The 24,386-nt window shown below is 68.1% G+C and carries 24 protein-coding genes; 15 read left to right on the plus strand and 9 right to left on the minus strand.

Going from position 1 to position 24,386, the window contains the following annotated elements; genetic code table 11:
* Window positions 1-74: 74 nt before the first annotated feature.
* Together ACN9MV_RS30480 and htpG are read right to left on the minus strand one after the other, a co-directional pair.
* Window positions 75-734 (minus strand): hypothetical protein, encoded by a 660-nt coding sequence (locus ACN9MV_RS30480; RefSeq protein ID WP_426390681.1) that lies wholly within the window; start codon window positions 732-734, stop codon window positions 75-77.
* Window positions 731-2,767, minus strand: a complete 2,037-nt coding sequence (gene htpG, locus ACN9MV_RS30485) for a molecular chaperone HtpG (protein ID WP_426390682.1) — start codon at window positions 2,765-2,767, stop codon at window positions 731-733. The genes ACN9MV_RS30480 and htpG overlap by 4 nt, the downstream gene beginning before the upstream one ends.
* A 284-nt stretch (window positions 2,768-3,051) precedes the next feature.
* Here htpG and ACN9MV_RS30490 point away from each other — a divergent pair, with 284 nt between their 5' ends.
* The 7 genes from ACN9MV_RS30490 (at window position 3,052) to ACN9MV_RS30520 (ending at window position 9,222) form a co-directional block, all read left to right on the plus strand.
* Window positions 3,052-5,319 (plus strand): SdrD B-like domain-containing protein, encoded by a 2,268-nt coding sequence (locus ACN9MV_RS30490; protein WP_426390683.1) that lies wholly within the window; start codon window positions 3,052-3,054, stop codon window positions 5,317-5,319.
* A 61-nt stretch (window positions 5,320-5,380) separates the two neighbouring features.
* The gene (locus tag ACN9MV_RS30495; RefSeq protein WP_093080952.1) at window positions 5,381-5,986 is read left to right on the plus strand and encodes a hypothetical protein; all 606 of its coding nucleotides are present in this window, start codon (window positions 5,381-5,383) and stop codon (window positions 5,984-5,986) included.
* Window positions 5,986-6,630 (plus strand): hypothetical protein, encoded by a 645-nt coding sequence (locus ACN9MV_RS30500; protein WP_426390684.1) that lies wholly within the window; start codon window positions 5,986-5,988, stop codon window positions 6,628-6,630. The genes ACN9MV_RS30495 and ACN9MV_RS30500 overlap by 1 nt, the downstream gene beginning before the upstream one ends.
* On the plus strand, window positions 6,627-7,121 hold the full coding sequence (locus tag ACN9MV_RS30505) for a hypothetical protein (RefSeq protein ID WP_097197738.1): 495 nt from the start codon (window positions 6,627-6,629) through the stop codon (window positions 7,119-7,121). Before ACN9MV_RS30500 ends, ACN9MV_RS30505 begins: the two co-directional genes overlap by 4 nt.
* Complete coding sequence (locus tag ACN9MV_RS30510) at window positions 7,118-7,930, plus strand: hypothetical protein (protein ID WP_093179772.1); 813 nt, start codon at window positions 7,118-7,120, stop codon at window positions 7,928-7,930. Before ACN9MV_RS30505 ends, ACN9MV_RS30510 begins: the two co-directional genes overlap by 4 nt.
* Window positions 7,927-8,589, plus strand: coding sequence for a hypothetical protein (locus ACN9MV_RS30515; protein ID WP_256331047.1), 663 nt, complete (start codon window positions 7,927-7,929; stop codon window positions 8,587-8,589). The genes ACN9MV_RS30510 and ACN9MV_RS30515 overlap by 4 nt, the downstream gene beginning before the upstream one ends.
* A gap of 93 nt (window positions 8,590-8,682) precedes the next feature.
* Window positions 8,683-9,222, plus strand: coding sequence for a DUF3761 domain-containing protein (locus ACN9MV_RS30520; protein ID WP_426390685.1), 540 nt, complete (start codon window positions 8,683-8,685; stop codon window positions 9,220-9,222).
* A 28-nt stretch (window positions 9,223-9,250) separates the two neighbouring features.
* On the opposite strand, the gene ACN9MV_RS30525 is transcribed toward ACN9MV_RS30520, so the two are convergent.
* Entirely contained in the window at window positions 9,251-10,291 is a 1,041-nt protein-coding gene (locus ACN9MV_RS30525) for an ABC transporter substrate-binding protein (protein WP_426390686.1), read from the minus strand.
* A gap of 48 nt (window positions 10,292-10,339) precedes the next feature.
* The gene (locus tag ACN9MV_RS30530) at window positions 10,340-11,251 is read right to left on the minus strand and encodes a LysR substrate-binding domain-containing protein (protein WP_426390687.1); all 912 of its coding nucleotides are present in this window, start codon (window positions 11,249-11,251) and stop codon (window positions 10,340-10,342) included.
* Between the two features lie 110 nt (window positions 11,252-11,361).
* Here ACN9MV_RS30530 and ACN9MV_RS30535 point away from each other — a divergent pair, with 110 nt between their 5' ends.
* Together ACN9MV_RS30535 and aqpZ are read left to right on the plus strand one after the other, a co-directional pair.
* Window positions 11,362-12,372 (plus strand): zinc-dependent alcohol dehydrogenase family protein, encoded by a 1,011-nt coding sequence (locus tag ACN9MV_RS30535; protein WP_426390688.1) that lies wholly within the window; start codon window positions 11,362-11,364, stop codon window positions 12,370-12,372.
* A gap of 164 nt (window positions 12,373-12,536) precedes the next feature.
* Window positions 12,537-13,244 (plus strand): aquaporin Z, encoded by a 708-nt coding sequence (gene aqpZ, locus ACN9MV_RS30540; protein WP_093058653.1) that lies wholly within the window; start codon window positions 12,537-12,539, stop codon window positions 13,242-13,244.
* A 38-nt stretch (window positions 13,245-13,282) separates the two neighbouring features.
* Here aqpZ and ACN9MV_RS30545 read toward each other — a convergent pair whose 3' ends face one another.
* The 5 genes from ACN9MV_RS30545 to ACN9MV_RS30565 form a co-directional block, all read right to left on the minus strand.
* Entirely contained in the window at window positions 13,283-13,621 is a 339-nt protein-coding gene (locus ACN9MV_RS30545; RefSeq protein WP_093080935.1) for a hypothetical protein, read from the minus strand.
* A 188-nt stretch (window positions 13,622-13,809) separates the two neighbouring features.
* Window positions 13,810-15,192: a sensor histidine kinase gene (locus tag ACN9MV_RS30550; RefSeq protein WP_093080933.1), complete on the minus strand. Its 1,383-nt coding sequence runs from the start codon at window positions 15,190-15,192 to the stop codon at window positions 13,810-13,812.
* Window positions 15,189-15,845 carry a response regulator gene (locus ACN9MV_RS30555; protein ID WP_093058650.1) on the minus strand — a complete coding sequence of 219 codons (657 nt, stop codon included), beginning with the start codon at window positions 15,843-15,845 and terminating at the stop codon, window positions 15,189-15,191. The genes ACN9MV_RS30550 and ACN9MV_RS30555 overlap by 4 nt, the downstream gene beginning before the upstream one ends.
* 142 nt (window positions 15,846-15,987) lie before the next feature.
* On the minus strand, window positions 15,988-17,106 hold the full coding sequence (locus tag ACN9MV_RS30560) for a winged helix DNA-binding domain-containing protein (protein WP_426390689.1): 1,119 nt from the start codon (window positions 17,104-17,106) through the stop codon (window positions 15,988-15,990).
* Window positions 17,073-17,906, minus strand: a complete 834-nt coding sequence (locus tag ACN9MV_RS30565; protein WP_426390690.1) for a pseudouridine synthase — start codon at window positions 17,904-17,906, stop codon at window positions 17,073-17,075. The genes ACN9MV_RS30560 and ACN9MV_RS30565 overlap by 34 nt, the downstream gene beginning before the upstream one ends.
* Window positions 17,907-17,988: 82 nt before the next feature.
* Here ACN9MV_RS30565 and ACN9MV_RS30570 point away from each other — a divergent pair, with 82 nt between their 5' ends.
* The 6 genes from ACN9MV_RS30570 to ACN9MV_RS30595 all read left to right on the plus strand — a co-directional run bounded on the left by ACN9MV_RS30570 (window position 17,989) and on the right by ACN9MV_RS30595 (window position 24,275).
* Complete coding sequence (locus ACN9MV_RS30570) at window positions 17,989-19,059, plus strand: bifunctional nicotinamide-nucleotide adenylyltransferase/Nudix hydroxylase (protein ID WP_097197729.1); 1,071 nt, start codon at window positions 17,989-17,991, stop codon at window positions 19,057-19,059.
* A 66-nt stretch (window positions 19,060-19,125) separates the two neighbouring features.
* On the plus strand, window positions 19,126-20,571 hold the full coding sequence (locus ACN9MV_RS30575) for a nicotinate phosphoribosyltransferase (RefSeq protein ID WP_426390691.1): 1,446 nt from the start codon (window positions 19,126-19,128) through the stop codon (window positions 20,569-20,571).
* Window positions 20,572-20,827: 256 nt separating this feature from the next.
* A complete protein-coding gene (locus ACN9MV_RS30580; protein WP_097197728.1) occupies window positions 20,828-21,982 on the plus strand; it encodes an MGDG synthase family glycosyltransferase in 1,155 nt (384 codons plus the stop codon).
* Complete coding sequence (locus ACN9MV_RS30585) at window positions 21,979-22,482, plus strand: hypothetical protein (protein WP_426390692.1); 504 nt, start codon at window positions 21,979-21,981, stop codon at window positions 22,480-22,482. The genes ACN9MV_RS30580 and ACN9MV_RS30585 overlap by 4 nt, the downstream gene beginning before the upstream one ends.
* Window positions 22,479-23,054 (plus strand): dual specificity protein phosphatase family protein, encoded by a 576-nt coding sequence (locus ACN9MV_RS30590; RefSeq protein ID WP_426390693.1) that lies wholly within the window; start codon window positions 22,479-22,481, stop codon window positions 23,052-23,054. Before ACN9MV_RS30585 ends, ACN9MV_RS30590 begins: the two co-directional genes overlap by 4 nt.
* A gap of 87 nt (window positions 23,055-23,141) precedes the next feature.
* Window positions 23,142-24,275, plus strand: a complete 1,134-nt coding sequence (locus ACN9MV_RS30595) for a zinc-binding dehydrogenase (RefSeq protein ID WP_426390694.1) — start codon at window positions 23,142-23,144, stop codon at window positions 24,273-24,275.
* Window positions 24,276-24,386 lie beyond the last annotated feature (111 nt).

The raw sequence follows: 24,386 nt of genomic DNA on the forward strand, positions 1-24,386 counted from the left end.
GGACGACTGTCTCCGGAGGAGATACCAGCCGCGATGTTAGGCCGGGTCGCGTGTTCGTGTGAAAGGCGCGTCGATCAGGGCGCGACGGGGTTTCCGGGCGTGCCGGTTTCGCGGGCCGAGGCCGCGGCGGCAGCCACGGCCGGGGTGCGGTACTTGATGTTCACGGCGGGCGCCGGAGGCTCCGGGGGCGGACGCGTGATCTTGACGAGGGGCGGCCGGGCCGGTGTCGCGGTGCGTGCCACCGAGGAGGCAGCGGGTGCCTGGGCCGCGGCAGCAGGAGTGGCGATGGGCGTGAACGGATCGGCAGGTGTCGAATAGCGCACGGGGACAACCGTCGCCGGCGTTCCCGCAGCGGTCGGCGCCGAAGCCACGGGTGCTACAGGTGCAGCGGCCGGAGCGACCGCCACAGCAGCGGGAGCCGCAGGCGCGGCCTTGGGGTCATAAAGCACAGCGCCCTTGCTGACCCCCGTGGCCACCGGCCCTACGCCGACACCCACGCCGGCCGAGCCCGACACCTGCCCGCCGTTGTTCACGGCCACGCCCGCACCGAGCGGACCGAAGCCGGTGTTGAGCCCCACCGAGAAATTGCCGTCCTTGGTGGCGCCCAGCCCCAGCGAGAGTCCGGGCACCAGCGGAATACCGACGTGATAGTGAGAACAGCCGCCCGCCAGAAGCAACAGCAGCGCCGCCGGAACGACGGCTGCTGCACGAGGGACGCGCGGCCGGTCGTTCACACCAGCAGCGCGTTGACGCGCCTCACGTAGGCGGCCGGGTCGGCTGGCAGCCCGCCTTCGGCGAGCAGCGCCTGGTCGAACAGGATGTTCGCGAGATCGTCGAAATGCGACGAGCCCTCGAGCTTCTTCACCAGCGGATGCTCGGCGTTCACTTCGAGCACCGGCTTCAGTTCGGGCGCGGGCTGGCCGGCCTGCTTGAGCATGCGCGCGAGCTGCGTGCTCATGCCGCCGTCCTGCACCACGAGGCAGGCGGGCGAGTCGACCAGGCGGGTGGTCACGCGCACGTCTTCGGCCTTGTCCTTGAGCGCTTCCTTGAGCTTCTCGAGCATGGGCTTGAACGACTCGGCGGCTTCCTCGGCGGCCTTCTTCTCGGACTCGTCCTGCAGCTTGCCGAGATCGACCGCGCCCTTGGCCACGCTCTGCAGCGGGGTGCCGTCGAACTCGTTGAGATAGTTCAGCGCCCACTCGTCGACACGGTCGGTCATGAGCAGCACCTCGATGCCCTTCTTCTTGAAGACTTCGAGCTGCGGGCTGTTCTTGGCAGCGGCGAGCGTGTCGGCCGTGATGTAGTAGATCGCGTCCTGGCCTTCCTTCATGCGGGCCTTGTAATCCGCGAAGCTCACACTCACCGCATCGGTGGTGGTGGAGGCATAGCGCAGCAGCTTGGCGATGCGGTCACGGTTGCCCATGTCTTCGCCCAGGCCTTCTTTCAGCACCGCGCCGAACTCGGCGTAGAACTTGGCGTACTTGCCGGATTCATCGGCAGCCGCGGCAGCAGTTTCGGCCGCAGTGGGCGTGTTCTTGTCGACGACATCGGTCACGCCTTCGGTCGGTTCAGGCGCCGGCACCGATTCGCCGGAGCCCACGTCGATCTTGCCCTCGCCGCTCTCGGGCGCGGTCTTCTGCTTCTTCGCCAGGTCTTCCAGCATGCCGAGCACGCGCTTGGTGCTGCCTTCGCGGATCGCCTTCACGTCGCGGCTTTCCTGCAGCAGCTCGCGGCTCACGTTCAGCGGCAGGTCGGCCGAGTCGATCACGCCCTTGACGAAGCGCAGGTAGCTGGGCATCAGCGCCTCGGCATCGTCCATGATGAAGACGCGCTTCACGTAGAGCTTCACGCCCGCGCTCTTGTCGCGGTTCCACAGGTCGAACGGGGCCTTGGCCGGGATGTACAGCAGCTGCGTGTACTCGGTGCTGCCTTCCACGCGGTTGTGGCTCCAGGCGAGCGGGGCCTCATAGTCGTGGCTGATGCTCTTGTAGAACTCTTCGTACTGCTCGGTGGTGATGTCCTTCTTGGGGCGGCTCCACAGGGCGTTGGCCTTGTTGACGGTTTCCCACTCGCCGGTCTTCACCATGTCGCCGGGCTGGTCGTTCTCGCCGTCCTTCCACTCTTCCTTTTCCATCAGGATGGGCAGGGAGATGTGGTCGGAGTACTTGCCGACGATCTGCTTGATCTTCCAGGCGTTGAGGTATTCGTCAGCGTCGTCGCGCAGGTGCAGCGTGATGCTGGTGCCGCGCTCTGCGCGCGTGATGTCGGCCACCTCGAAGTCGCCGGCGCCGCCGCTGGCCCAGCGCACGCCCTGGTCGGCCGGCAGGCCGGCGCGGCGCGATTCGACGGTGATCTTGTCGGCCACGATGAAGCCCGAGTAGAAGCCCACGCCGAACTGGCCGATGAGCTGTGCGTCGGCCTTCTGATCGCCGCTGAGCTTGCTCATGAAGTCTTTTGTGCCGCTCTTGGCGATGGTGCCGAGGTTGTCGATGGCCTCCTGGCGCGACAGGCCGATGCCCTTGTCGGTGATGGTGATGGTGCGCGCGGCCTTGTCGAAGCTCAGGCGCACGTCGAGCTCTGGCTGGTCTTCATACAGCTCGGGGTGGTCGAGCGCCTCGAAGCGCAGCTTGTCGCACGCGTCCGATGCGTTCGAGATCAGCTCGCGCAGGAAGATTTCCTTGTTCGAATACAGCGCATGCGTGACGAGGTGCAGCAGTTGCGCGACTTCAGCCTGGAAGGGGAGTTTGGTTTTGGAGGAATCAGCCATGGAAAGAGAAATATCGAAGCCAAAAAATTCTATGCCGGGCACGGCGTCCATGCGGTGACGCTGTGCCAACTTCTTCAAATGGGTGGTCTTTCGACCTCATCAAGAGGCAAATGGGGTCGAAAGGCTCCATTTTGCGCACCCCTGAAGGCGTAAGACCAACGTTCTCGCCCGGGGAAGCCTTCCGGGTCACGAAATATTAACGGTCGTCAACACTTCTGAAATATCCTGCGCTGATCCGGAACAGGGCCGCAACACCCCGGGAGACAAAACAGGGATGTCGCCAGATGATTCGAACAACGCCGTGGACCGTACCTGGTCCCGTCGGAGCCCTGTGGCATCCGAGGGGCGTGCTCGCGTGGCTCGAATGCACGACCGCCCTGGCATGGCTGTCCTGCGCCCAGGCGCAGGCCGAGCCCCAGAAACCACAGGCCGTGGCTGACGCACGCATCGAGACCCTCGACCGTGCACAGGCAGAGCAGGCGCGGCTGAAGGCGCTCGTCGACTCCGCGCCCAAGGCCTACGAAGATCGCTTCGAGACTCTCGATGCCGATACCGCGGCGGCCGACGCAACGCCCGAAGCCGAGCAGCCGCAGGGTTATCGCGCCTGGCTGGTGGAAAGCCGCATCGGCTTCGGCGACGCCACGACCACCGGCTACGGCCGCCAGCGCGCGACCGAGTTCGGCCAGCGCTTCGAGTACCGGCGCGAAACCCTCAACTACGGCGAGTTCGTGCTGCAGGCCGACGGCCGCCACCTGGGCGGCGACAACAGCGCGAGCGGCATCGGCATCGGCTCGCTGGGCTATGCGCGCGAGGCCACCAGCGGCCGCTTCACGCTGCGCAACCTCGGCTTTCCGCTGACCACGCAGACCTTCGCCGACACCGCCGTGGGCGACATCTACAGCGAAGTCACCGATGGCCTGGCGCGCAACTACAGGCTCACGCTGGGCTCGTCCACGGTGCGCGGCGCTTCGACGCGCGTCTTCAACACCGATCTCGACGTGCGCGCCGGCATCGGCCAGCGCGGCAACCTCACTGGCGGGCCGTACCCCGGCTTCGAGAAGAGCCAGGGCACGCTCGGCTGGCTCGGGGCCACGCTGCGTCTGGGCGATCCATGGTTCGCCTCGTTCCAGCTCGACCAGGCGCGCGACATTCCGGCCTACTACATCGACCCCATCACGGCGATGGGAATCGGCCGCAAGGACGTCACGAGCTGGGCAACGTCGATCGGCTACGGCCGCGAGGTGGTGCGAGACGGCGACTTCAAGGCGCGCGCCACGCTGGTGGGCAGCCGCGTGAACTCGCCCACGCCGGGCGTGGCAACCGGCAATTCGCAGGGCCTCTTCATCGAGGCGAGCGCGCGCACCGGCCTGTACCGCCATGAATTCGGCATCTACACCGCGCGGCCCAACCTGTACTTCGGCGACTACGCACTGGCGACCGGCACGCGCGGCGCGTACTGGCGCGTGGACCGCAACACCAGCCGCATGAGCTGGGGCGCCGGCCTGGACTACGAGCGCGCGGCGCCAGACACCAGCTTCCATCTCTCGGGCTACCGGCGCTTCGGCGCGAGCGGCAATTTCCAGTACCTGTTCGACCGCTACAACTCCGTCGGCGGCAGCCTGAGCGCGTACCGCACGCGCTACGACGGGCTGCCGGACGGCGGCACCGCCAACGCCATAGCGAGCGGCGACGGGCGCAGCCTCTACGGCAGCGCCTTCTACCAGACCCGCTTCTTCGACTGGCCGCGCAGCCGCTTCACGCTGACGGTGCGGCGCAACGAGCTGATCGTGCTCGGCGACAGCGCCGCCACCGGCCAGGAAGTGCAATGGGAGCAGGACTGGATCGGCGGGCGCTACGAGACGATGCGCCCCGAGCTCACCACCACCCTCGGCCATGCGCGCGACAGCAGCGGCGGCACCACCCGCAGCTACCCGACGGCGGGCCTGCAGTTCCGCTACTGGATCGACAGCGGCTTCAACGTCGGCGGCAACCTGCGCTACACCTCGCAAAGCGGCGGCCTCTACACCAGCCGCGGCCTGTCGGGCTCGCTCATGGCCGAGAAGGAGCTGGGCGCGGGCTGGCGCGTGGGCTTCATGGCCAATTTCAACCAGGCGCGCGCATCGCTGCTGCCGACCTCTTATTCCGCACCCAATCTCTATCGCAGTAATGAGAAGACCGCCTACATCTATCTGCGCTGGGAGGGCAGCGCCGGCACGGCCTACCGGGCGGTGGGCGCGCGCGGCGAGGGTGCGGGCGGCGGCAGCGTGTCGGGCCGTGTGTTCTACGACGCCAACCGCGACGGCGAGCAGCAGTCGGGCGAAGGCGGCGTGGCCGGCGTCGAGGTGCTGCTCGACGGCCGCTACCGCGCCATCACCGATCGCGACGGCCGCTTCGAATTTCCGCTGGTGACCACCGGCCGCCATCAACTGACGCTCACGCTCGAAAGCGTGCCGCTGCCCTGGGGCGCGGCCGGCGACAGCGGGACGAGCGTGAACGTGCCGCTGCGTGGCCAGGCCACTGCTGCGATTCCCGTGGTCAAGGTGGGCGAATGAACCACGACACCGACCTTTCGATTTCTTTTTTTCCCCGCATACACAACCCCAAGGAGACTTCATGACCCGAAAACCCATTGCCCGCCTCGCGCTGGCCGCCTCTCTCACAGGCCTCGCCCTTGCCGGAGCACCCGCCATGGCCGAGAGCCAATACGGCTCCGGCACGGGCACGATCACGGCGCAGGCCAAGGTGAACCTGAGCGTGACGGTGCCCAAGCTGATCCTGCTGCGCGTCGGCTCGACCAACACCACGGTCGACACGGTGACCTGGACTTCAGCCCTCAGCATTCCGGGCGTGCCCACTACGCCGGTAGTGGGCAACAACACCAACGTGGACTGGAACGGCGCGGCGCCCACCGTCACGACCACGTCCGCCGCGAGCACGCTCACCGTGTACGCCTGGACCAACGCCGGCGCCGGCACCATCAACTGCGCCATGGGCGCCTGGGCGCCTCTCACGGGCGGCCCGACGAACGCGGACTTCACGGTCACCGCAACGGGCACGCTGCCTCATCCGGGCGCCAACCTCGGCGCCTGCGCCTCGACCTCGTTCCCCTCGAACGCGGTCGCCACCGGCACCTGGGCCTACTCGCTGGGTGGCACGCCCGCCGGCTGGGCTGCGAACACGTACACGAACACCATCACGTACACAGCCCAGGGCATTTGATGACGCGCAGCCGCCGATGCCAGGCGATCGCCACGACGGCGCTCGTGGCGGCGGCGAGCCTCGCCCCGCCCGCCCACGCCGTCATCACCACGGTGACCGACACGGGCAGCAGCTACGGCCTGACCCTGCGCGTGGGATCGCCCGGTGCGACCATCGACACGGTGGCCTTCAGCGTGACCGGCGCCAACGCCGGGCTGACCCCCACGGCCGTGACCGGCGCGCCGACCATCGACGTCTGGGTGATGCCGGTGCGCCCCATAGCCAACACCACGGTGGCTCGGCCGGTGACGCTGCGCGTCGATTCCTCCATCGCGCTGACCTGCCAGTCGGGCGGCTGCGGCGCCACGACCATTCCCTTCAGCAAGATCAGCTGGGTGGCCACGAACAACAGCAACGCCGCCTCGGGCGACATCCAGGGCGGCCGCTTCACCGCCGCCGCCAACCAGTCGATCGCGAGCTACGACGCGAACGCCACCTTCTGCGTCGGCCTGCTCGGCCTGCCCTGCGTCCTGGGCGTCGGCACCTGGACCTACCTGTCGCGCAACGTGACTGCCACGCGGCTGCAGTTCTCCTACGACAACGACGTGGTGTACCCGGGCGGCAACTACAAGGGCACCGTGCGCTTCACGGCGTCGATGGAATGACCTCCCCGCGCCTTCGCCGATGGCCAGCCGCTGCACTGCTGCTCTGCGGTGCAGCGCTCGCCCCCGCATGGGCGGCGGTCGCCCGGCTCGACGATTCGGCCTCCCCGCGCGCACAGGTGCGCAGCGATTTCAGCAACGCCCAGGGGATGGACGGCAACATGGTCGTGCTGCCCCTCGGGCGCATCGAGTACCGACTGGCCACCGCCCCCCATGTGGGCCGGCGCGCGCGCATCTTCTATGTGATTCCGTCGATGGTCGCGGGCCTGCGCTCGCCGGCCGGAATGCAGGTGCAATGGCGCGGCAACGGCGCCTTCGCAAGCGGCAGCGGCCGGCCCGGCGACCGGGTGCAGGTGTGGAACGGCGTGGTCCAGGCGCCATGGATGAACGAGACCTTCGAGTTGACGCTGCGCGTCGACCCCCGCGAGCTGCGCATGCCTTCGGGCTCGGCGCTGAGCTTCGAGTCGTTCTTCGAAATCGAAACCCTGCCATGAACGTTTTTCTCTCTCCCTCTTCTCTCGTCCTCCTGCTGCTGGCAGTGGCCGGCGCTGCAACAGCCGCGCCCTTCGAGCTGGCGGTCACGCCGTCGCGCTTCGAACTCTCGGGCAAGGCCGGCGCGCGCCTGGGGCAGTCGCTCGACATCCACAACCTGGCGCCGACCGCCACCGAGGTGACGATGCGCACCATCGACTGGAGCTATTCGGCCGAAGGCAACATCGGCTACCACGACGAGTTGCTGCCCGGCAGCTGCAGGCCGTGGGTGGTGCTGGAGCGGCGCAGCGTTTCGGTGCCGGCGCGCAGCAAGAAGGCGTTCCGCTTCCAGGTCGATCCGCCGGCCGACGCGCCGCGCGGCGAGTGCCGCTTCATGATCGCCATCGAGGGCACGGAGCCGGCGCAGCAGACCGTCATCCAGAGCGGCGGCGCCAGCCTGAGCCTGCCGGTCACGGGCCGCATCGCGGTGGCGGTGTACGTCATGCTCAACGGCGCCGAGCCCAAGCTCGAAATCAAGCAGATCGCCAGCGGAGAAACAAACGGCGCACGCCGCACGCTGGTGACCGTGAGCAACACGGGCGACGCGCACGGCCGGCTCGAAGGCAGCCTGGACGCCACCGACAGCAAGGGCCGCGCGTTCGAGCTGGTGCCCGAAGGCACCCCCATCCTGCCGGGCCAGACGCGCACGCTGGCACTGGTGCCCAAGGGCGAGAGCGGCCAGCCCGCGCCGCAGCCCGCCTACCCGGTCAAGGCCAGCGGTACGCTGGACTGGGACAAGGGCAGCTTCAAGGTGGACATGGAGCTCAAGTGACGCACCGTATGGGCCCCCTGGCAGGCACGTTCTCGGGCCTGCTCGCCACGGCCGTCGGCATGGCGCCGATGGGGGCCACGCACGCCGCGTCGAGCACCGTCGGCCCGAGCGCCTCGGTGCCGCTGACCACCGGGTTGGTGAACCTCGACTTCACGATCGCCATCGACAAGTTCATCTTCTTTCGCATCGGCGACGGCGCGTGGCCCACGCCGGGCGGCACCACGAGCACGGTGAGCTTCGTGCTGACGCCGTCGATCCCGGGCGGGCCCACCACGCCGGTCGCGGGCAACAACACGCCCGTGAACTGGAGCGGCGCGGCGCCGACCTTCAGCGTCACGCCGAGCGGGAACGCGCTGCCGGTCGAGGTGCGCAGCAACGCAGGACAGGTCACGCTGCGGGCAGCCGCGACCGCGCCGCTCACGAGCGGGGCAAACACGATCCCGCTGTCGGAGATCACGATCGCCAGCAGCGACAGCAACCTGCCCGCGCCGCCGATTCCCAACTCGGGCACGGGCACCACGGTCAATGTCGTGGGCACCAGCTTCGCCAACCTCGTCACCCAGCGCACCGCGACCTGGACCTTCTCGTACGCAAACCTGGCCAGCCGCACCGCCGGCACCTACACCGGGCAAGTCACCTTCACGGCCAGTTCGCCCTGATTGGCTCTTTCCGGCGTGCAAGTCAGCTGGCGCTGGGATCGCTCGCCAAAGCTGCGCGGTGGATCTTTTCCTTCACCCCTCCAGGAGCTTTGCATGAACAACAAGAAATCCCGCGTGCTGTGCGTCGCAGCCTTCCTCGGGCTCGCCTCGCTCGGCGCGCAGGCACAGGTTCCGGCCGATGCGCCCGCCGGCACCACCGTGCAATGCAAGGACGGCAGCTACGCATCGCCCGACACCAAGTCCGGCGCCTGCCGTGGTCACAAGGGCATCAAGACCTGGTTCGGCAAGGCCGCGCCGGCTGCTGCCGGTGCTGCGGCGGCAACTGCGCCGGCCGCAGCGGCTGCGCCCACACCCGCACCCGCGGTCGAGACCCAGTCGGCGAAGGTCGACAAGACCGGTGTGGCGCCGAGCACCGGCACGGCCACCAGGACGCCGGGCTCGCCCGACCTCACGAAGATGGCGGCCGCGCCCGGTGGCGGCGCAGGCAAGGTGTGGGCGAACGACGAGACCAAGGTCTATCACTGCATGGGCGACCGCTACTACGGCAAGACCAAGAAGGGCGAGTACCTGAGCGAGGTCGATGCCAAAGCCAAGGGCATGCACGCCTCGCACAACAAGGCCTGCACGTCCTGAAGGCGTGCGCGAAGCCTGGGGGCGAGCCCTACCTCGGCTGTGACTCCACTTCTCGCGTCCAGCGGTCGATCAGGCGCTTGCGCTCGGCCGCCTTGCCGTACTTCTCGAAGTCGTACTTGATGAGCTTCACGTCGGCCATCGACGGGATGCGCGGGTCGGGTTTGAAGGTCTTGTTGGCCGGCGACTGCAGGCTGCCCGACTGCCCGCCGATGGCCTGGCCCGCGGGGCTCATGAGCCAGTCGTAGTAGCGCCTGGCGTTCTCCTTGTTGCGCGCGCCTTTCACGAGCGCGATGCCGCCGATCTCGTATCCCGTGCCTTCGCAGGGCGCGGCCGTCTTCACGGGAAATTTGTCGTAGCGCCAGCGCTCGAAGCCGAAGATGAAGCTCACGCCGATGGCCACTTCGCCCTTGGCCACGTTGGGCGCCTGGGCCTGGCCGCTGCGGGTGTAGTTGGTGACGTTCCGGTGCAGCTTCTTCAGGTACTCGAAGGCCGCTTCTTCACCCATCTGCTGCACCAGGCCCGCGATGATGGTGTAGGCCGTGCCGCTGGATGCCGGGTGCGAGATCTCGATCTCGCCCCTGTATTCGGGTTTGATCAGGTCGGCCCAGCACCTGGGCTCGTGCAGCTTCTTTTTCTTGAGCAGGTCGGTGTTGAAGCCGAAGCCGATGGCACTGGTGTAGAAGCCGCCCACCATGTTCTGCGACAGCGCGTACTGGCGCACCGCCCAGTCGTGCAGGTCGTTGATGTAGGCCGGGCGGTAGGGTTCGAGCAGGCCCTGCTCGGCGGCCTGCAGGAACGGGTCGCCGGTGCCACCCCACCAGATGTCGGTCTTGGGGTTGGCGGCTTCCGCGCGCAGCTGCGCGCCGATTTCACCTGTGCCCTTGTGGGCCTGCTGCACCTTGATGCCGGTCTCGCGCGTGAATGCGGTGGCCGCCGCCTCGCACCAGCCCGCGTCGGTGCTGCACAGCGCGTTGACGGTGCCCTGCGCCGCGGTGTTCGACACCCCCAGCAGGGCCGCCGTGGCAATGCATGCGGCGGTGGCGATGTGTCGGACGGCAAAAGGATGCATGCGCGGATCTCCTCGTTCGTTGTTTGAACGCGCAGGATAGCGTCCGCTTCAGCGCGCGGCCAGCAGCGGCGGCAGGTGCTCGGCGAGCCAGTCGATCACCACCCGCGTCTTCAGCGGCAGGTAGCGGCTGCGCGGGCGGATCACGTGCAGCGCGAAGCCGAAGGGCCGCGGCTCGTCGAACACGCGCACCAGCGTGCCTGCCGCGAGCGCATCGGCCGCGAGCCAGGCCGGCAGGCGCGCGAGGCCCATGCCGCCGATGGCTGCTTCGAGCAGCACCTCGGCGCTGTCGCAGCGCAGCCTTGAAGGCAGCGTCACGTCGACAAGACGGCCCTCGGTGTCGTGGAAGCGCCAGGACGAGATCTGGCCGTCGCGCGCATAGAGCACGGCCTCGTGCGGCTCCTTCAGGTCATCGATGTTCGCGGGATGCCCGTGTTCGTGCAGGTAGGCGGGCGAGGCGCACAGCGCCATCCACTGCATGCCGACCGGCCGGGCAGCCAGTTCCGCGCTGTCGGCGAGTTCGCCGCTGCGGATGGCCAGGTCGAGCCCCTCTTCCACGAGATCCACGCGCCGGTCATTGAACGAGAGCTCGAGCGACAGCTGCGGATGCCGGCGCGCCAGCGCCAGCAGCAGCGGCCCGACCTTCAGCCGGCCCAGCATCGCCGGCATGCTCAGGCGCACGAGGCCCGAGGCGGTGCTGCGCGCGGCGTCGGTCACGGCTTCGGCCGCCTCGAGCTCGGCCAGCACGCGACGGCAGCGCTCGTAGTAGCCGTGGCCTTCCTCGGTGAGGCTCTGGCTGCGCGTGGTGCGCAAGAAGAGCCGCGTGTTCAGGCGCGCTTCGAGCCGCGCAATGCTCTTGGCGACGGCCGAGCGCGTGACATGCAGGCGCTGCGCGGCCAGCGCGAAGCTGCCCGCCTCGGCCGCCGCGACGAATTCCTCGATGCCTTGCAGACGTTGGCCCATTGGAGACTTTCAAGCACCAGTGAAAGGAAAATTATCCGCCACCGGGTACCCGGCATCGTCAATAGCATGAAGGCTCCTCTTTTTTCTTTTTCCTTCCGCGGAGTCTTTTCATGCAGGAACCTCGAACGCTGCGCCGCTGGCAGCTCCCCACGCTCGGCCGCGCCCACCTCGAACAGGCCGGAGCGCCGCTGCCCGTGCCGGGCGCCAACCAGATCCTCGTGAAGGTCGGCGCGGTGTCGCTCAACTACCGCGACCTGCTGATGATTCGCGACGGCATGGGCATGGCGCTCGACCTGCCCTTCACACCCGGCTCCGACATGGCGGGCACCGTGACGGCCATCGGCCCCGGCGTGACGCGCTTCGCCGTCGGCGACCGGGTCGTCAACACCTTCTGGGGCGGCTGGATCGACAGCCACTGGCACGCGGAGGCCACGCTGCTCGGCGGACCCGGCCCCGGCATGCTCGCCTCGCATGTGCTGCTCGACGCCGCCTGGGCCGTGGCCGCGCCCACGACGCTGAGCCTGGCCGAAGCCAGCACGCTGCCGTGCGCAGGCCTCACCGCGTGGTTCGCGCTCGCCGAGACCGGTGCGCTGCGCGCGGGCGAGACGGTGCTGATCCACGGCACCGGCGGCGTCGCGCTGTTCGGCCTGCAGATCGCGCGGCTGCATGGCGCGCAGGCCATCGTCGTCACGGGCAGCGAATACAAGCGCGCACAGGCGCTCGCACTCGGCGCCACGCACGTGCTGGCGCGCGACGGCGACTGGCCCGCCGAAGTGCGCAGGCTCACGCAAGGCCGCGGCGCCGACCACGTGCTCGAACTCGCGAGCGGCCCCAACCTCGATCGCTCGCTGCAGGCCGTGAAGCAGGGCGGGCGCGTGTCGATCATCGGCATGCTCGGCGGCGAGACGCTGAGCGCGTCGTTCTACGCCATGGTGCTGGGCCGCGTGACGGTGCAGGGCATCGGCGTGGGCCACCGTCGCGCGCTCGAAGACCTGGTGCGCGCCGTCGATGCGAATGCGCTCAAGCCGGTGATTGCCGCGCAGTACGGCTTCGATGCGCTGCCCGCCGCGCTCGATCACCTCGAGCGCGGTGCGTTCGGAAAGATCGTCGTGACGCTCTGAACGAAGACGCAACGCAGTTGCGGCGCTGCACAAAAGCCGCGCCATCCGTGAACAGGTTCCGTTAGTACGAATTACACGCTCGACGCCCCCTCCTGGCGTTCCTAGAATCCGCCCGCGCACGGCCTCGTGCATTGCGCGCTTTCTCAACTTCAGGATGGAGAGTTATGGAACACAGTACCTACAAAAAATGGTCGGCCGAGTTCATTGGTACTTTCTGGCTCACGCTCGGAGGCTGCGGAAGCGCAGTTCTGGCAGCGGCCTTTCCGGGTGTCGGCATCGGCCTGCTCGGGGTCTCGCTGGCCTTCGGTCTCACGGTGGTGACGGGCGCCTATGCACTGGGCCCGATCTCGGGCGGGCACTTCAACCCGGCCGTGTCGATCGGCCTTGCGGCCGCGGGCCGCTTCAAGGCCTCGCAGCTCGCGGGCTACATCGTGGCGCAGGTGCTCGGCGCCATCGCGGCGGCCGGTGTGCTGTACCTCATCGCCACGGGCAAGCCGGGCGCTGACATCGGCGGCTTCGCCACCAACGGCTACGGCGAGCACTCACCCGGCAAGTACGGCATGACGGCCGCATTGCTGTGCGAAGTGGTGATGACTGCCGTGTTCCTGATCGTGATCCTCGGCTCCACCGCCAAGCGCGCGGCCGGCGGCTTCGCGGGTCTTGCGATCGGCCTGTGCCTCACGCTGATCCACCTGATCTCGATCCCTGTGACCAACACTTCGGTGAACCCGGCGCGCAGCACGGGCCCGGCCCTGTTCGGGCCGTCCTATGCGGTGTCGGAACTGTGGCTGTTCTGGGCGGCGCCCATTGCGGGGGCCATCATCGGCGCGGTGATCTACCGCGCCCTGCTCAGCAACGGCAACGACGACTGATCGCTGTTCGTCGTCATCACCGGCAGCGCAGCTTCAGTTCAGCTGCCGCTGCCCGACTTCACCATCGGCAGTGAAGTCGATTGCCCGATCGGCTCGGTGCCGGTCGGGTGCGACGCCCCATAGGCGCCGGCCTGGATGTCGGCCACCGGCATCGTCGAGCTCATCGCGGGTGCGCTGGTCGACTGGCCCATTGGCTCGGTGCCGCTCGGACGGGCCGCGGCCATCGCGCCGGCCTGGACGTCCGGGTTCGCGGGCGAATTCATCTGCAGCGGATGGAAATCCGAACCATCGGTGGTTTCGGCCGATGCGGTGACAGCGCCCATGGCTGCCAGCGCAGCAAAGGAACCGACGGCGAGAAGCTTGAAGGAAGTGCGCATGACGTGTTCTCCTGATTGCAGGTTGTCCCCGGTCACGTGCCATCGCGCGAACTGCGCGTGGCAGGACCTGAGTGCACTCTAGGCACGCAGACTGAGGTGAATGTGAGGGAAGAGTTACGCACGCGTGAGCAGCACGCTTTTTCCTGAAACTTTGGACCGCAGGTGCCTCGCTTGCCGGCAGGCCTTCGCTACACCGGCAGCACGGGCAGATGCACGCGCGCCATCAGCCCCGGCCCACCGGTGCGATTGCGCAGCTCGATGCGCAGGCCGTGCCGCTCGGCCGCCGTACGCGCAATCGCCAGCCCCAGCCCGCTGCCGCCCGCCACAGCGCCGGGCACGCGGAAGAAGCGATCGAACACGCGGCCGATGACGGCCTGCGGAATGCCGGGGCCGTTGTCGAGCACATCGACCACCGCGTGGCCATCGACCTCGTGCAGCTTCACGTCGACCACGCCGCCTTCGGGCGCGTAGCGCAGCGCGTTGTCGATCAGGTTGTCGAACACGCTGCGCAGTTCGGCCGCGGGCGCGAACACCACCGCGGCAATGCTGCCCTCAAAGCCGATGTCCACGCGCCGCGCATCGGCCAGCACCATCAGCTGGCTCACGCTCTCGCGCAGCAGCACTTCGATGTCGACGCGCTCGCGCGCATTGCCGAGGCTCTGCGGCGCGTCCTGCCGCGAGAGATGCAGCAATTGCTCGATCAGGTGCTGCGCGCGCGTGACGCCGGCCTCAAGCTGGTTGAAACGCTCGGTGGCCTCGCCTGCCGGCACGTGCGCGCGCAGGTTCTCGATCTGCAGGCCGATGGCGGCCATCGGCGTGCGCAGCTCGTGGGCCGCGTCCTGCACGAAGCGCCGCTGCGTGGCGAAGGCATTGCGCACGCGTGTCAGCAGGTTGTTGAAGGCGCCCACCAGCGGCGCGATTTCGTCGGGCACGCGCGCGAGCGACAGCTCGGTGGGGCTGCGCTCGTCCTGCGAGGCCACGTCGCGCGCCACCGCGCGCAGCGAGCGCGAAGCCGCCGACACGATGATCCACAGGATCAGCAGCGCCAGCGGCAGCAGCAGCGCGATCGGCAGGCCTTCGAACATTGCGCGGCGCAGGGCGCGGCGGCGGCGGTAGTCCTCGTTCTGCAGCACCTGCACGCGCGGCTGGTCGGCGCGCGTGCCGGGCTTGGCGGTGAACACGCGCCAGTCGGAGCCCGCATGCGCGCCCGTGTTCACGTCGCTGAAGCCGGGCTGGGGTTGCAAGGGCACCGTCAGCACGGGCCACGAGGTGGCGCGCAGCGTCTGGCCGTCGGCACTCCAGATCTGCACGATGAAAGCGCCGCGCGAGAAGGCGGCCTCGCCGTCCATCGGGTGCGGCAGCTTCTGCGGGTCGCTGCCTTCGTACGACTCGGCCACCAGGCGCATCTGGTCGTCCAGCGCGTTGTGCACGAGGTTGCCGTAGGCCTCGAAGGAGAACCACGCCGTGAGCACGGCCGCGCCCAGGTGCAGCGTGATGAGCCACAGCAGCAGTTGCGTGCGCAGCGAACGGGGCCGCCACCAGCGGCCGCCGCTGCGCGGAGCTCCGGTCATGCAGCTACGCGCCAGCCCAGGCCGCGTACGTTGCGGATCGCGTCCGCACCGAGCTTGCGGCGCATGCCGTGGATCAGCACGTCGATTGCGTTGCTGGTGACTTCCTCGCCCCAGCCGTAGATGCGGTTTTCGAGTTGCTCGCGCGAAAGAATGGCGCCGGGCCGCTCCAGCAGCGCATGCAGCAGCGCGAACTCGCGCGCGGTGAGCGCTTCGCGCGCGCCGTTGACCACCACTTCGCGCGTGGTGAGGTCGAGCTGCAACGAGCCGCTGCCGACCAGCGAATGCGCGGCGCCGTCGCGGCGGCGCACCACGGCGCGCATGCGCGCGAGCAGCTCGCGGAATTCGAAAGGCTTGAGCAGGTAGTCGTCGGCGCCGAGGTCGAGGCTGTGGATGCGGTCGTCGAGGCCGTCGCGCGCGGTGAGTACCAGCACCGGGGTGGCATCGCCGCGCTCGCGCGCGCGGCGCAGCACTTCTGTGCCGTCCTGCCTGGGCAGGCCAAGGTCGAGCAGCACGCAGGTGTAGCCGCCGTCACCCAGCGCGCTTTGCGCCAGCTCGCCGTCGCGCACCCAGTCCGCGGACCAGCCCGCGCCCTCGAGCGCCTGCTTCAGGCTGCGCCCGATCATTTCATCGTCTTCCACCAGTAGAACGCGCATCGCGGCGACTCCTTCGGCCGCAAGGTAGCACGCGACCGGGATGATCGGAAGTGTCTGCGCCGTGGCGCAGCGTAGAAACGAATACTTAGGGCACGCTTAGACGGCGGGTGCGCCACGGGGTCATGGCCTGGTCATGGCCCGTTCAAGGCAGACGCACGGCATGGTGTTCGCCTTCGCCGTCCGAGGCAAAGGCCAGCAGATCGAGGGCTTCTTTCTCGACGCCGACGCGGTCGGCCTTCGACCAGCGCGTGAACGGCTCCAGCACCACGGTGGCAGTGTTCTTCGCGCGCTCGATCTTCCAGACGCCCGCCACGAAGCCGTCGAGCAGCACCGTGCCACGCACGATGCCGTTGACGGTGAACACGCGAGCACGGTGCGCCTCGCTCAGCACGCGGCTGCGGTCGGCGTGCGAGAGCAGCAGGTTGTCCCACTCGGCCACGAGGCGCGGCGGCGCGGGCGTGTCGGCGTCAGGGCGCGGCGCGCGGGGCAGGTCGAACAGTTCCTGGCCGTCTTCGCCGGTGAACACGCGCAACTGCGGCCGCAGGCGCTCGGCCACGGCCTTCCAGCCGGTGAGGCCCGACCAGGCGCCGGCGTCGGCCAGCGTGGCGGGGCCGAAGGCGGCAAGGTAGCGCAGCAGCAGGTCGTCTTGCGTGGCCGGGGTTGCGTCGACGGCCTCCCCCAGCCAATCGCCGAGGGGCTGCAGCAGCGCGCTCTGGTGCGAGTTCCAGGTGCCGGCCGGCGGCAGGTGCGCCAGCGGTACGTTGTTGCGGATCAGGCCGGCCAGTGAGGCCGTCTCGCGGCCCTTCCATCGCACGCCGAGGGCCTGCCCGAGTTCGGCGCCGGTGTGCGGCCGTTCGGCGAGCAGCGCACGCCCTGCCTCGACCACCGCCGCGCGGTCGATGCCGTCGAGCGCCTTCTTGTGGTTGCCCAGCAGGCCGCGCTGGTGCACGGGCTCCAGCAGCGGACGCCACGCCAACGCATCGCTCGCGGTCATCAGGTGCAGGGTCGCGCGCATCGTCGACATGCGCACGATGCGGCGCTTCTGCAGTGCTTCGGTCAGCTGCTCGCGCCGGAAACCTTCGAGCCGGCTCCAGAGGCCGATGTAGGGTGGGTTGGGCGCCTGCGCCTGCAGGCCGGCCAGGCGTTCGACGGCCTGCGTCACCGTCAGCCTGCGCCGTGCCAGCAGCATCTGCCGCGCCAGCGTGGCGCGGTTCAGCGCGCGCAGGCTCAGAACTTCTCGTGCGGCCCGAGGTAGCGCCATTGGCCCACTGGCAGGTTGCCGAGCATCACCTTGCCGATGCGCACGCGCTTCAGGCCCACCACCTTCAGGCCGACCAGTTCGCACATGCGGCGGATCTGCCGCTTCTTGCCCTCGGTGAGCACGAAGCGCAGCTGCTCGGGGTTCTGCCATTCGACGCGCGCCGGCTTGAGCGGCTGGCCATCGAGGCTCAGGCCGTGTCGCAGCCTGGCCAGCATGGCCGGCGGAAAGACCGCCTGCACGTTGGTGGTGACGGGGTCGTCGTCGTCCATGCGCACCAGCTGGCCGGTAGGCGCGGGCTGGCCCAGGCCGTGGTAGGCCACGCGCACCAGGTATTCCTTCTCCATCACGGAGTCTTCGCCGATGAGCTGGCGTGCGATGCGGCCGTCCTGCGTCATGACCAGCAGGCCGATGGAGTCGATGTCGAGCCGCCCGCACGGCGCCAGGCCGCGCAGCTGCTGGGGACTGAAGAAGAAACGCGCGTTGTCTTCCGTCCAGCGGTTCTGCGGTGTGAAGAGCGTGACCGCCGGCTCGTGGCCGTCCTCGGCCTGCCCGCTCACGTAGCCGATGGGCTTGTTGATGAGGATGGTGACCTGGTTCGCCTGCTGGCCCTTGGCGGCCTTGTCGATCTCGATGCGGTCGGACGGCGTGACCTTCACGCCCATCTCGGCCGGCTTGCCGTTGACCTTCACCCAGCCGTTGGCGATCCACTCGTCGGCCTCGCGGCGCGAGCACATCTTGAGCTCGGCCATGCGCTTGTTGAGGCGAACGGCATCGGTAGGGGGAGAAGAGGGCTCGGTCATCGGAGGCTTGATCAATGTGCGGCACCGATGCTATCCTGAACGCAAGCGCGAGTTGATCGCGCCCTTTTTGGGGGATTCCCAAGTGAGCACACGCAAGTTTCAATACGCCATCGTCATCGGGCGTTTCCAGCCCGTTCATTTCGGACATCAACGACTCATCGAAGAAGGCCTTCGCGCCGCCGATCGGGTCATCGTGGTGGTCGGCTCCGACCGCAAGCCACGCAGCGTCAAGAACCCCTTTACCTTCGACGAACGCGAACGCATGGTGCGCGCCTGCCTGCGCGGCACCGAGCAGATGCGCGTGAGCGTGGTCGGCGTGGGCGACTCGCCCTACAACGACCAGATCTGGATCGCGTCGATCCAGTCGGCGGTCGAACGGCTCATCGTGCAGGACGGCCATGCACCCGCCAAGGCCAAGGTCGCGCTGGTGGGGCACCTGAAGGACGCATCGAGCTACTACCTCAAGCTCTTCCCGCACTGGGAGTTCGTCGGCCAGAACAGCGTGGAAAGCCTCAACGCCACCGACGTGCGCGGCCTCTACTTCGATCCCGAGAACCGCGGCCAGCTCGCACGCGCCGACCTGCCCGACGGCACCGCCGCCTTTCTCGAGCAGTTCACCACCACGGCCGACTACGCCGATCTCTGCGAAGAACGTGCCTTCCTCGTCGACTACCGCGACAAGTACCGCTATGCGGGCAGCGACTTTCCGCCGATCTACACCACCGTCGACGCCATCGTGGTCGAGGCCGGCCACATCCTGCTGGTGCAGCGCAAGTTCCATCCCGGCAAGGGCACCTGGGCGCTGCCCGGCGGCTTCGTTGGTCAGCACGAGCGCCTGCAGGACGCGGCCGTTCGCGAGCTGAAGGAAGAAACCCGCCTCAAGGTGCCCGTGCCCGTGCTCAACGGCAGCATGAAGGCCAGCCACGTGTTCGACGCGCCCGACCGCTCGCAGCGCGGCCGCACGATCACGCACGGCTTCTTCTTCGAGCTGGCGCACAACCAGTGGACGGGCCTTTCAGACGTGCGTGCCGACGACGATGCGGCCGAGGTGCGATGGGTGCCGATCGCCGAGTTCCTCGACATGCAGGACCACGTCTACGAAGACCACTTCTTCATCGCGAATCATTTTTTGGGTGGCCTGGGCAAGAACTGAACGACCAGGCTTTGTCAGCAAGAACGGCACCTGGTTGACGGGTGCCAACGTGAAAGGAGCTTTCACATGAACCGCAATCTCACCTCCTCGCCCCTGGGCAACAACCTGCTGCTTCGCACCGACTCCTACAAGGTGTCGCACTGGATGCAATATCCACCCGGCACGCAGACGGTGTACAGCTACATCGAGTCGCGCGGCGGCATCTTCAGCCACTCGCTGTTCTTCGGCCTGCAGGCCTATCTGCGCGAATACCTGCAGACGCCGGTGACGCGCGACGACGTGGAAGAAGCCGCCCTGCTCATGGCCGCGCACGGCGAGCCCTTCAACCGCGAAGGCTGGCTGCGCCTGATCGAGAAGCATGGCGGGCTGATGCCGGTGCGCATCCGCGCGGTGCCTGAAGGCAGCGTGCTGCCGGTGCACAACGTGCTGGCCACCATCGAGAACACGGACCCCGAGTTCTTCTGGGTCACGAGTTTTCTCGAGACCGAGTTGCTGCGCGCGATCTGGTACCCCACCACGGTCGCCACGCTCTCGGCTGCCGCGCGCACCACACTGCTGCGGTACCTCGAAGCGACCTGCGACGACCCGCAAGGGCAGATCGCCTTCAGGCTGCACGACTTCGGCGCGCGTGGGGTGTCGAGTCTCGAATCAGCCGCGCTCGGCGGCATGGCCCACCTGGTGAACTTCATGGGCACCGACACGCTGGCCGCACTGGTAGCCGCGCGCCGGTACTACGACTGCGACGTGGCGGGCTTTTCGATTCCGGCGGCCGAGCACAGCACCATCACGGGCTGGGGCCGCGAGCATGAAGCCGACGCGTACAGCAACATGGTCGAGCAGTTCGGCAAGCCCGGCGCGACCTTCGCGGTGGTGAGCGACAGCTACGACATCTTCAATGCCTGCGCGCGCATCTGGGGCGGCGAGCTGAAGGCGAAGGTGGTGGCCTCTGGCGCGACGCTGGTGGTGCGGCCCGACTCGGGCGACCCGGCCGAGACCACGCTGAAGGTGGCGCAGATCCTGGCCGACCGCTTCGGCACCACGACGAATGCCAAGGGCTTTCGCGTGCTGAACAACGTGCGCATCATCCAGGGCGACGGCGTGAACCTCGACTCGCTGCGGCTGTGCCTGTCGAACTTCTTCCACAACGGTTTCTCGACGGAGAACATCTCCTTCGGCATGGGTGGCGGGCTGCTGCAGCAGGTCAATCGCGACACGATGCAGTGGGCGATGAAGTGCTCGGCCATGCAGGTGAACGGCGAGTGGCGCGACGTGTACAAGTCGCCGGTGGGTGATGTGAGCAAGGCCTCGAAGAAGGGTCGGCTTGCGCTGGTGCGTGATGCGAACGGCGTCGAGAACACCGTGCGTGAGGAGACGCTTGCGGCAGGTCAGGTCGACCTGCTGCAGACGGTGTTCGAGAACGGGCGCATTGTCGAGAGCACCACGTTCGATGCAATACGCGAGCGGGCTGCCATCGGGGTGAACCAGTTCGTCACCTCTCGCGCGCCGCTCTGAGGCGGTTCGGGTCGCTCCTTCGGGGCGGGTGCGAATGACACCGGGTACTCCCCTCCGCGAATGTCCCCCGGCCTGCGGCCTCCTCCTTTATTTCGCTGCGGGGAGCACCCGGTGCCATTCGCACATGAGCGCAGCGCTTGTGCCGGCCGATCAACCGCTGTGCTGAACGAGCACACCGTCGGCGTGATCGCGCCTCAGGCTCCCCAAGGGGCAGTGCCACAAGGCATAGCCATAATCCGCCCAGACCGCCGAATCCATGACCAAACTCCTGATCCTCAGCGTGAGCGCCGGCAACGGCCACGTGCGTGCAGCACAGGCGCTTGCCGCCACCGCCCAGAACCTAGTCCCGCCCTGCACGGCGGTTCACATCGACGCGATGGCCCACGTGGCCAGCGGCTTTCGTAAGGTCTACACCGACTGGTACATCCAGCTCGTGAACCGCGCACCCGAGCTGTGGTCGTACCTGCACCAGCGCACCGACACCACGCCGCACCACGCGCCCTCGCAGCGCCTGCGCCGCGGCATCGAGCGGCTGAGCACCGGCGCACTGGTGCGCGAAATCCGCCGCGAAAAGCCCGATGCCGTGGTCTGCACGCACTTCCTGCCGGCCGAACTGCTGATGCGCGAACGCAATCGCGGCCGCATCGAATATCCCGTGTGGCTGCAGATCACCGACTACGACCTGCACAACATGTGGCTGGTGCCGGGCATGGCGGGCTACCTTGCTGCGACGGAAGAGGTTGCTTTCCGCCTGCGGGCGCGGGGCATTCCGGCGGAGCGGATCCACGTCACCGGCATTCCGGTGATGCCGGCTTTTTCCGAGCCCGATGTGCCGGCGCTGGCGCGCAATGCCTGCGCGGCGGAACTCGGCCTCGATCCTTCGCGCCCCGTGCTGCTGATGGCGTCGGGCGGTGCCGGCGTCGGCGACCTGCCGAGCATGGTCGAGCGCGTGCTCGGCCTGGGTGGCCATGACGGCAAGGAAGGCAACTTCCAGGTGATCGCCGTGGCGGGCCGCAACGTGGAAGCGCATGGCAAGCTCGAAGCGCTGGCCAGGCGCTATCCGGGCCGCGTGGTGGCCATCGGCTTCACCAACGAAATGCACAAGATGATGGCCGCGTCCGACCTGGTGGTGACCAAGCCCGGCGGCCTCACGGTGTCCGAATGCCTGGCGCTGGGCAAGCCGATGCTGCTGATCTCGCCGATTCCCGGGCAGGAAGAACACAACGCCGGCTTCCTGATGGAAGAAGGCGCGGCCTGGCTGGCCTACGACGCCATCGGCCTCGACTACAAGGTGGCGCGCCTGATGGCCGACCCCGCCAAGCTCGCGACCATGGCTGCGCGCAGCCGGGCGCTGGGCAAGCCGCAGGCGGCGCGCGCGGTGCTGCAACACGTGCTGGGTGCCAAGGCGTGAGCGGCGCCGTCGAAAAGACGAGCGTGGCCCGCACGCTCGGTTATCTCGCCTGGGTGGTCGTCATGGCCTTCTTCTTCGCCAATGCCGAGATCCAGATCGAAGGCGGCGCGGGCTGGGCCACGTCGCTGCCGACCTGGCGCATCGAGAACAGCATCTGGCTCGACATCTTCTGGGGCGGCCGCGCGATGACGGGCTATCACGCCTGGGTGTTCACCTTCATGGCGCTGGTGTTCTTCTCGCCGCTGGCCTTCAACGGGCGATGGACCTGGCGCGACATGGGGCTGGCGGGGGCGGGCCTCATCGTGTTCTGGGTCTGCGAAGACTTCACCTGGTTCCTCATCAACCCGGCCTTCGGCTGGGAGCGCTTCAACCCGGTCGATGCGTTCTGGCACAAGCACTGGATGTGGGGCGCGCCGGTCGACTACTGGGGCGGCCTCGCGGTGGCGGCGCTGATACTGGCAACGCGGCACTGGCCTCGCCAGAAGCAACGACAGCAATGACGAAGAAGAAGCACGGCAAGGCTGCAGCGGCAGCAGAAGAAGGCATTGCCGACCCGCGCCCCGGCCACTGGGCCGATCCGCTGGACGCATTGCAAGTCGAGAACCTGCACCGCATCACGCCCACGCTGTACCGCAGCGCGCAGCCGCGGCGCGCCAACATGGCGGCGCTGCAATCGCTGGGCATCCACACGGTGGTGAGCCTGCGCTCCTTCAACGACGACAGGAAGGTGTTCGCGGGCAGCGGCATCCGGCTGGTGCGCGTGCCGATCAACACCTGGTCCATCGACGACGCCAAGGTGCTGCGCGCGTTGCTCGCCATTCGCGAGGCCGAAAAGCACGGCCCGGTGCTCATCCACTGCATGCACGGCGCCGACCGCACCGGCGTGGTCGCGGCGGTGTACCGCATGGCGGTACAAGACTGGGACAAGGACAGCGCGCGCCACGAGATGCTGCGCGGCGGCTATGGCTATCACACGCTGTGGCGCAACATTCCGCGCTACATCGAGCGGCTCGACCCGGTGAAGATGCGCCAGGCGCTGGCCCATGCCCCGGTGGTGCCCATGGTGTCCTGAAGGCGCCAGCGCCTTTCGTACCCCGCTCCTATACTGGCCGCCCCGTGGCCACAGGCCATCTGCGAACCTTCTGAAAAGGGCTCTTCCATGGCACTGCAAATCCGCTCCCTCATTCGCGCCAGCGGCGAACTCGAACTCTCGCTGCACGACGACCCCATTCCCGAGCCGCAGGCCCACGAAGTGGTGATTCGCGTCGAGGCGTCGCCCCTGAACCCGTCGGACCTGGGCCTGCTGTTCGGCGCGGCCGACATGAGCACCGCCAAGGCCTCCGGCACCGCCGATCGCCCCGTCGTCACCGCCACCGTGCCCGAGCGTGTGCTGCCCGCCATGAAGGCGCGGCTCGACGAATCGATGCCCGTCGGCAACGAAGGCGCGGGCGTGGTGGTGAAAGCCGGTTCGTCGCCGGCCGCGCAGGCGCTGCTCGGCAAGACCGTGGCAGCCATCGGCGGCGCGATGTACTCGCAGTACCGCTGCCTTGCCGCCGCGCAGTGCCTGGAACTGCCGGACGGCACCAAGCCAGCCGAAGGCGCCTCGTGCTTCGTCAACCCGCTTACGTCGCTCAGCATGGTCGAGACGATGCGCATGGAAGGCCACAAGGCGCTGGTGCACACGGCTGCTGCTTCAAACCTCGGCCAGATGCTCAACAAGATCTGCCAGAAGGACGGCATCGCCCTCGTCAACATCGTGCGCAAGCAGGAGCAGGAAGACCTGCTGCGCGGCCTGGGCGCGAAGTACGTGTGCAACGCGACCTCGCCCACCTTCCTCGAAGACCTGACGCAGGCGCTGGTCGAGACCGGCGCCACGCTGGCCTTCGACGCCACCGGCGGCGGCAAGCTCGCGGGACAGATCCTCGGCTGCATGGAAGCGGCCATCAACCGCACCGCCAAGGAATACAGCCGCTACGGCTCGACCACGCACAAGCAGGTGTACATCTACGGCGGCCTCGACCGCGCCCCCACGGAGTTCGTGCGCAACTTCGGCATGGCGTGGGGCATGGGCGGGTGGCTGCTGTTCCCGTTCCTCGGGAAGCTCGGCGATGCGGGCACCCAGCGCTTGAAGGCGCGTGTTGTGGCGGAACTGAAGACGACGTTTGCGAGCCACTACACGCGCGAGGTGTCGCTGGTCGAGGCGCTGCAGCTCGATGCGATCGGTGTTTATGGGAAGCAGGCTACTGGTGAGAAGTTCTTGCTGAATCCGAACAAGGGCGTTGCTGCGGCCTGAGAAAGTTCGTCTTCAGGGGTGCGATCACGCCGACGGCGTGCTCTGCTCCGCGAATGTCCCCCGGCCTGCGGCCTCCTCCTTTATTTCGCTGCGCAGAGCACACCATCGACG

It is taken from the genome of Variovorax sp. R-27, assembly GCF_049913215.1.
Classification (GTDB): domain Bacteria; phylum Pseudomonadota; class Gammaproteobacteria; order Burkholderiales; family Burkholderiaceae_C; genus Variovorax.